The following is a 7,926-nucleotide window of genomic DNA, read 5'->3' as shown; positions in this document are numbered from 1 at the left end:
TGTCCTTCACCGGGAATATAAGCTGTAACTTCAAATCCGTTCACAAGACGGACACGAGCGACTTTACGAAGAGCTGAGTTGGGTTTTTTGGGCGTAGTCGTGTAAACACGAGTGCATACTCCGCGCCTTTGCGGACATCCCATAAGCGCCCTGTTTTTCTTTTTGACCTCAACTACAGATCTTCCTTTTCGGATCAGTTGATTGATGGTTGGCACTGATTATCTCCTTATCATTATTTCAGTGTATGTTTATAATTTCAAAAATCAAGAATATCCTCAGCTTCTTCATTCACATCCGGGTGAGCAAATCTGCTGATGATTTCGGCAACCGATTCTCCGTTTGCCACTGCTTCTTTGATTTTGTTGTTATAAGTTCTGGTACCGGTACCCACAGGGATGCGGTGACCAAGTATTATACTTTCTTTAAGACCTTCGAGATGGTCAACGCTGCCTTCTATGGCGGCTTTTGTGAGTACTTTTGTTGTTTCTTGGAACGAAGCTGAAGAAAGCCAGCTATCCGTCAAGAGAGAAATTTTGGTAATGCCCAAAAGCAATTGTTCGAACTGTGCCGGTTGCTTGCCGAAGGACACTGCTTCGCGGTTTTCTCTTTCTACTCTTATCTTATCCACGATGTCACCTTGCAAGAAGCCGGTGCTACCGCTATCGCTGATGCGTACTTTTTTAAACATCTGGCGGATAATCACGCTAACGTGCTTATCGTCAATTTTTACACCCTGTTTGCGATAGATTTCCTGAATTTCGTTAAGAATCAGCATCTGGGCTTCTATAACACCCTTCACCAGCATATCGTGGGGATCCAACGGACCATCGGATAAAGCGTCACCACTTTCCACACGGTCTCCCTGGTGTACAATAATGCGTTTTCCGGTGGGAATAGAATATTTGCGTCCGGCTAAAGCCTGCCACTCCGTTACCATATCTCCAGATTCCACAATACTTTCTTGCTCTGCTGGAACCATAAAGACAACGCCACATAACGGGGCTCCTTCTTTTATCGATTCACCTTCATTAACAATGGCTTCCAAGCCTCGTGGTACCTTGTATTCGACCGGTTTCTGATTGCGTTTGGCAATTACGATAACTTTCTTTTTACCCTCAGTAACTATTTTGCATTTACCAGCGTTTTTGGCGTATAGGCTTTTTTGGGTAAGTACATAAATACGCTGTCTTTTCTCATCATCCAGAAGCACAACCACTTGCCCATCGTTGGGAGCATAGAGCCCATTGGGAGGAGTTACAAAGATATCACGACCGGTTTTCTTAAGGCCACCAATAGTAACCACACCATCAATATCTGAAATCTGGGCTTTTTCTTTGGGAACGCGGGCTTCAAAGAGATCTTGCACACGTGGCAGACCACCTGTGATATCGCGCTGCTTAATAGTCATCCGTGAAGTTTGCCCCAAGATGTCGCCCTGATGGACAAAGCTTCCATCTTCCACCCGAACCACCAAACCGGTAGGTAGCGGGATAAGGCGCATGCTTCCATCCTCTCCTACAATCTTGAATTGAGGTTGTTTCTTGCGGTCTTTGGATTCGATGATGGTGATATCGCTACTAAACGTGATATCGTTATATTCTTCTTTGTAAGTGATGTCTTTTACGAAATGCTCATAATGTAAAGTACCCTGAGCAGTAGAAATAAGGGGATTGTTGAACTGGTCCCAAGAGAGCAATTTGGTATTGGTGGCTATCTTCTGCCCATCACGTACATGAACAGTAGCAGCATATTCTACTTTGTATTCTTCGATGATTCTATTCTCATCTTTCTCGTCCACAATTATCAGTTTACCTAAGTGAGAAACAGAGATCAGCTGTCCTTCGGTATTGCTTACCGTATTCATCCGATCGAACTTGATAAGTCCATCGTTACTGGAAACCACCTCAGCAAGATCGGTAGCAGTTGATGCCGCTCCTCCGATATGGAATGTACGCAAGGTAAGCTGGGTTCCAGGTTCGCCAATGCTTTGCGCTGCAATTACGCCAACCGGATCTCCCAATACGACAGGTTTGAGAGTAGCAAGATTACGGCCGTAACATTTAGCGCAAAGACCACGCTCGGCTTCACAGGTAAGCACACTGCGAACATGTACGCTGATAAGCCCATGATTTTGCAGAGTGCGAGCCATTTTATTACTAATTTCTTCGCCTGCATTTACAAGCACTTTGCCAGTAACTGGATCGACAATGTCTTCGGCGGCATATCTGCCTTGAATGCGCTCTGCTAATGTTTGTACTACCTCATTCCCTTCTTTAAGCACCGTCATGTGTACACCACGGTTTGTGCCACAATCGTCCATAGTAATGATGGCATTCTGGGCAACATCCACTAAACGGCGGGTTAGATAACCGGCATCTGCAGTTTTGAGCGCAGTATCGGCTAAGCCCTTACGTGCTCCGTGTGTGGAAATGAAATATTCTAGAACCGTAAGACCTTCTTTAAAGTTCGATTTAATGGGCGTCTCGATTACATCTGCGCCACCAGTAGAACCAATTTTGGAAGGCTTATCCATTAGACCGCGCATTGCACCTAATTGTTTAATCTGATCTTTCGAGCCACGAGCTCCAGATTTATACATCATGTAGATCGAGTTTAGCCCATTGCGGGTTTTAGATAGTTGTTCCATCATCTCGTCTGTTACGCGTACGGTGGTTTTTTTCCACGTATCTACAACACGACCCATGCGTTCATTCTCGGTAATTCCACCCTTTTGATGAAGATCTGAGATCTTTAATACATCACTCTCAGAATCGTCTATGATCTCGTTCTTACGCTCGGGCACAACTATATCGCCAAAGCTAAAGGTAACGCCGGCACGGGTAGCATAGCGGAATCCGATTTCTTTGAGTTCATCTAAGAATTCTGAAGTGCGGAATTGACCTACTGCATCATAGCTAAGCATGGCAAGATCGTTAATTTTCCCTTTATCGTAGGTAATGTTCTGATATCCTACTTCGGCGGGAATAATTTGGTTAAAAATAACTCTTCCCACGGTAGTAACGATGTAATTACCTTCAATCTTTACAACAATCCAGGTATGCAAATCCAAGCTGCGCTCAATTACTGCTTCGCCTTTAACGCTGCAAAGCTGTTCTTGGCTTTCATAGGCAGCAATCACATCATCTGGACCATAGAAATGTTTAAGAGAATTGGTGTCTTCCGGAGGATTAGATTCAATCATGGTAAGATAATAGCAGCCCAAAACAATATCTTGGTTTGCGGCCATTGCCAACCTTCCATTTGCAGGTAACAATAGATTCCGGGTAGAAAGCATCAAAACTCGTGCTTCAATTTGTGCTTCCAGTGATAAGGGTACATACACGCCCATCTGGTCACCATCAAAGTCTGCATTAAATGGTACGCATACCATAGGATGCAATTGAATAGCCTTATTATCGGTTAATATTGGCATAAATGCCTGAATACCAAGACGGTGCAAAGTGGGGGCGCGGTTCAATAGGATAGGATAGTCTTTTACAACGTCTTCCAGGATGCTCCATATTTCCGGTTGCTTTCTTTCAATCAACTTTTTGGCGTTCTTTACCTTATCTACCTCTCCCATTTTTTGAAGGCGCTCAATAAGATATGGTTTAAAAAGCTCTACCGCCATCTCCTTGGGTAAACCACATTGATATAGCTTAAGCTCCGGGCCTACCGTAATCACAGAACGACCGGAATAATCGACGCGTTTACCTAATAGATTCTGGCGGAAGCGCCCCTGCTTACCCTTCAACTGATCTGTAAGGGATTTTAAGGGACGGTTTCCCCTTCCCCGTACCGGGCGCGCCTTCCGGCTGTTATCTATAAGCGCATCAACAGCTTCCTGCAACATGCGTTTTTCATTTCTTAAGATCACCTCAGGTGCGCGAATTTCCAATAGACCTTTTAAGCGATTATTGCGAGTAATTACGCGGCGGTACAGATCGTTAAAATCTGCCGTGGCAAATCTGCCTCCCTCTAATGGTACTAAGGGACGCAAGGTTGGAGGAAGCACTGGCAGAGCTTCCATAATCATGTGTGAAGGGTTGTTGTTGCTTTTAATAAAAGCGTCAACAATCTTTAGTTTGTTTATTAACTTCTGCTTTCTTAGGGCAGATTCTTCAAATTTGAGACGAGTTCTGAGATCGAGAGCTTCATTCTTGAGGTTAATACGCTCCAAGAGCTCTTTGATTGCCTCTGCACCCATCATCGCTACAAAGTTGTCGCCAACTTTATCTTTAATCTCGTAATATTCGTCCACTTCCAATAGTTCCATCTTTTCGTAAGGGCTATCGCCAGGATCGATCACGATGAAGGATTCATAATAAAGCACTCGCTCCAAATCTTTGATTGTCATATCTAATAGAGTGCCAATCTTGGAAGGCGCAGATTTTACGAACCAGATGTGGGCAATAGGCACCGCCAATTGAATGTGCCCCATGCGAGTGCGACGAACACGGCTGGTTGTAACCAATACATTACAGCGTTCACAAACCGTATTTTGAAAGCGCTTCTTTTTATACTTTCCACAAGCACACTCGTAGTCTCGCTCCGGACCAAAGATGCGTTCGCAGAATAATCCGTCTTTTTCCGGTTTGAGGGTACGGTAATTGAGGGTATCAGGTTTGGTAACCTCGCCGTGAGACCAATCATTCATAATGGTATCGGGAGAAGCTATCTTGATTCTTACGGAATCATAATCGGTAGGTCTTTGTTCTCGTTTTGTATCTTTCATCCTATTTTCTCCCTCTATTTGCCTTCGTCGTCTTTAACAAACTCTATGTCGAAACCTAAGGATTTTAGCTCACTCACCAACACGTTGAACGATTCCGGCACTCCCGGAGGAGGCGGGTTTTCGCCTCTTGTAATTGCCTTGAAAGCATTATTCCTGCCATCAACATCGTCACTCTTGATTGTAAGCATCTCTTCCAATAGATGAGCTGCACCATACGCTTCCAGCGCCCAAACTTCCATTTCACCTAAACGCTGACCACCATGCTGGGCTTTTCCGCCCAATGGCTGTTGGGTGATAAGGGAATAAGGCCCCGTAGAGCGGGCATGCATTTTATCGGCTACCAGATGGTTGAGTTTCATCATGTAGATAATTCCAACCGTTACTCTTTCTTTGAAAGGAGTACCAGTTTTTCCATCGTATAGCACCATCTTGCCGTCATCTTCAAATCCGGCATTTCTTAGTTCTGAACGAATATCCTCGTTACTGGCGCCATCAAAAATTGGCGTTTCTACTTCAAACCCAAGATACTTGGCGGCGAGACCAAGATGAGTCTCCATAATCTGCCCAATGTTCATACGAGATGGCACACCTAGCGGATTGAGCACGATGTCAACCGGAGTGCCATCTTCCATAAAGGGCATATCTTCAATTGGTGCAATAATGGAAATAACGCCTTTGTTACCATGGCGTCCAGCCATCTTATCACCTACTTCAATCTTACGCTTTTTAGCAACATATACTTTAACCATTTTGCGTACGCCATATTGCAATTCATCGCCGTGTTTGATGCGTTCGCGAGACTTTTTGTAGATGTTTTCGCTTTGTTCAAGAGATTGTTTTATCTTAAGCGCAATGTCTTGATATATGGTGTTGTTGATTTCGGTGTCTTCCACCATCTCAACATCCATATCTAATTTCTTGAAGTTAATCCGCTTAACATCCTCTTTACTAATCTTTTTGCCAGGTGCGATGAAGTAGGCATTGGTTTTTTCATCCCAAATAGTTTTCGCTTTCTGACCCAACAAAATGGCAGAGAGTTTCTCTTCTTTAAATTCTTCTACTTTTTTGCGACGTAAAGCCAATTCTTCTTTTAGCTTGCGAATTTTATCGTCGTTTTCATCATCTTGATCGGTACCATCTTCTAAACGAGAAAACACCTTGACATCTATCACTACGCCTTCCATGCCAGGTTTAGCTTTTAGCGAACTGTTGGTAAAATCGCCAGCCCGATCTCCAAATAATGCTCGCATCAGGTTTTCTTCCGGTGATGGGTCTATCTCGATGCTTTTGGGGGTTACTTTACCCACAATTATATCGCCGGCATGAATTACAGAGCCTACTCTGATGATACCTGTCTTATCCAAATTACGTAGTGCGTGGGAGGGTACATTAGGAATGTCGTATGCTAGCTCTTCACGACCGTTTTTTACATTTCGTACCAACACTTCCATCTCTTCAATATAAATTGAGGTAAGCGTATCTTCACGAGCGATTTTTTCGCTCAGGATAATGGCATCTTCATAGTTATAGCCATACCAAGGCATAAAAGCAACCATCATATTAGTGCCAAGAGCCAGGCGATTATCTTCTACACAAGCTCCATCTGAAAGCGGTTGACCCTTGCGTACCACATCTCCAATACGTACTATTGGGCGTTGGTTGGCGCAGGTGTCCTGGTTTGTGCGTACAAACTTTTTCATCTTGATGCGGCTTCCTGTTCCCAAATACAGAGCTTCATCCTTTTCATCTAGGGCTTTCAGGTCAATGTATGCAGAGGTTACGTTTACCACAGTAGCATCATAAGGTGCCGAAGCGATATCCGAATTATCCATAGTGATAATCTTTTCCATTCCTGTGCCTACGATTGGTGCCTGAGGATTGATAAGCGGAACTGCTTGGCGCTGCATATTTGAACCCATCAGAGCACGGTTTGCGTCATCATGCTCCAAGAAGGGGATCATCGCAGCCGAAACAGAAACCATCTGTTGAGGAGCCACATCCATATACTGGATTTCTTGCGGACTCACCTGGATAAATTCGCCCCGCTCACGTGCAAAGATCATCTCATCCATAATCCGGCGATCATCATCTAAGTGCACATCGGATTGGGCAATGATATATTTCTCTTCCTCGGCGGCATCCATATAGACATACTCATCGCTCACAACGCCATTGATAACCTTCCTATAAGGAGTTTCAATAAAGCCCAGCTTGTTGATGCGGCTATAGATTGCCGGAGATACTATAAGACCAATATTTGGTCCTTCTGGAGTTTCGATGGGGCACACTCTACCATAGTGTGAGGCATGAACGTCACGAACCTCAAACCCGGCACGGTCACGAGCCAATCCCCCCGGCCCTAAGGCAGAAAGAGCACGCTTATGACGCAAGCCCGCCAGCGGGTTGGTTTGTTCCATAAACTGAGACAACTGACCGGTTAGGAAAAAGCCCTGAACTACGTTAATAAGCGCATTGCTATTTACCAGATCGTGTACCGTAATTTCATCTATATTAGATATTGCCATGCGCTCCATAATGATGCGTGCTACCATAGCAAGCCCTGAATTATATTGTTCCTGAAGCAATTCACCTACGGTTCTCACGCGGCGATTTGCCAAGTTATCTATATCATCCACCTCATCTTGATCGTGGTAGATATTAATAAGAGTTTTAAAGATATGTACAAAATCTGTGACCGTTAAAGTCATCACAGATTCGTCTACATCAATGCCCAGGCGAGAGTTTATCTTGTATCGTCCCACATCGCCAAGATTATAGCGTTTCTCGTTAAAGAACATCCTATCAACCAATTGCTTAGCGGCTTCCAAGGGTGCGTCTTCACCGGGACGAATGAGTGAGTATATCTTTTTAAGCGCTTCTTCCTGATTATTGGTAGGATCTTTTGCTATAGTATTTTCCAGTACTTTGCGAGCAATTTCAAAATCGTAGTTTATTACTTCTACCTTCTTGATTTTGTGTTCTCCCAAAATCTTGATGAGTGCATCGCTTACTTGTTCGTTGGCAAAAGCGATCGGCTCATCCATGCCAGTCACCTTAATATCTTTGAACAGATGGCGGTTCTTAGCCTCAGATACAGATATTGTTTCGGCTTGGTAAAAAGTCTTACGGAGGTCATGGTTGGTCGAAATGCCAATTGCGCGGAATAATGTAGTTACGGGCAATTTTCGCCG

Annotated in this window: 3 protein-coding genes; all 3 read right to left on the bottom strand. The window is 44.2% G+C overall.

Features of this window, described 5'->3' with window-relative positions:
* The coding region (gene rpsL, locus LHW48_06465) for a 30S ribosomal protein S12 (GenBank protein ID MCB5260102.1) at window positions 1–215 on the bottom strand (215 nt) is incomplete at its 3' end.
* A 41-nt stretch (window positions 216–256) separates the two neighbouring features.
* Entirely contained in the window at window positions 257–4,735 is a 4,479-nt protein-coding gene (gene rpoC, locus LHW48_06460; protein ID MCB5260101.1) for a DNA-directed RNA polymerase subunit beta', read from the bottom strand.
* A 14-nt stretch (window positions 4,736–4,749) separates the two neighbouring features.
* Window positions 4,750–7,926 (bottom strand): DNA-directed RNA polymerase subunit beta (rpoB, locus tag LHW48_06455; GenBank protein MCB5260100.1); only part of this gene is annotated, 3,177 nt, incomplete at its 5' end.

It is taken from the genome of Candidatus Cloacimonadota bacterium, from assembly GCA_020532355.1.
In the GTDB taxonomy this organism is placed as follows: domain Bacteria; phylum Cloacimonadota; class Cloacimonadia; order Cloacimonadales; family Cloacimonadaceae; genus UBA5456.
The sequence above is the reverse complement of the archived record's forward strand: the minus strand, read 5'-3'. Positions and strand labels throughout refer to the sequence as shown.